This window comes from Vibrio sp. 10N.222.52.B7 (genome assembly GCF_041474275.1).
Lineage (GTDB): Bacteria > Pseudomonadota > Gammaproteobacteria > Enterobacterales > Vibrionaceae > Vibrio > Vibrio crassostreae_C.
The window spans coordinates 1-357 of record NZ_JBFRTU010000148.1; the positions used below are offsets into that span (position 1 = coordinate 1).

Below are 357 nucleotides of genomic sequence, written 5' to 3' on the forward strand. Positions count from 1 at the left end.
GAGAGACTGCCAAGCATTCGTGAAAAAGCTACGACCTGAGGTAGCAAGCAGTATCAAACAAACGACACCAACTAAGCCCCAAGCCAGTTGATCGTTAAATGTGGCAATTGTCATGCTGCCACCGAACACGCCCCATGCCATCAGTGGAGCCCCAAGCAGTAGCGCACTTACTGAGTTTTTCAGGAAGGCTTGTTGAGTGCTAAGTTGTTGCTCTTGCTGTTTTTGTTGCTGTGTTGCCGCATCATCAACAAACTCGGCGCCATAACCGGCAGCTTTCACCGATTCTATTAGAGCGTTTTCAATGATGTCTCTTGTTTGAGAGGTGAAAACCAAGGCAGTTTGTTCTGCGAGATTGAT

Annotated in this window: 1 pseudogene; it reads right to left on the reverse strand. The window is 47.6% G+C overall.

The features are described from left to right. Positions 1-357: pseudogene (gene copA, locus AB4512_RS21835) on the reverse strand (Cu+ exporting ATPase); the annotation flags it as partial.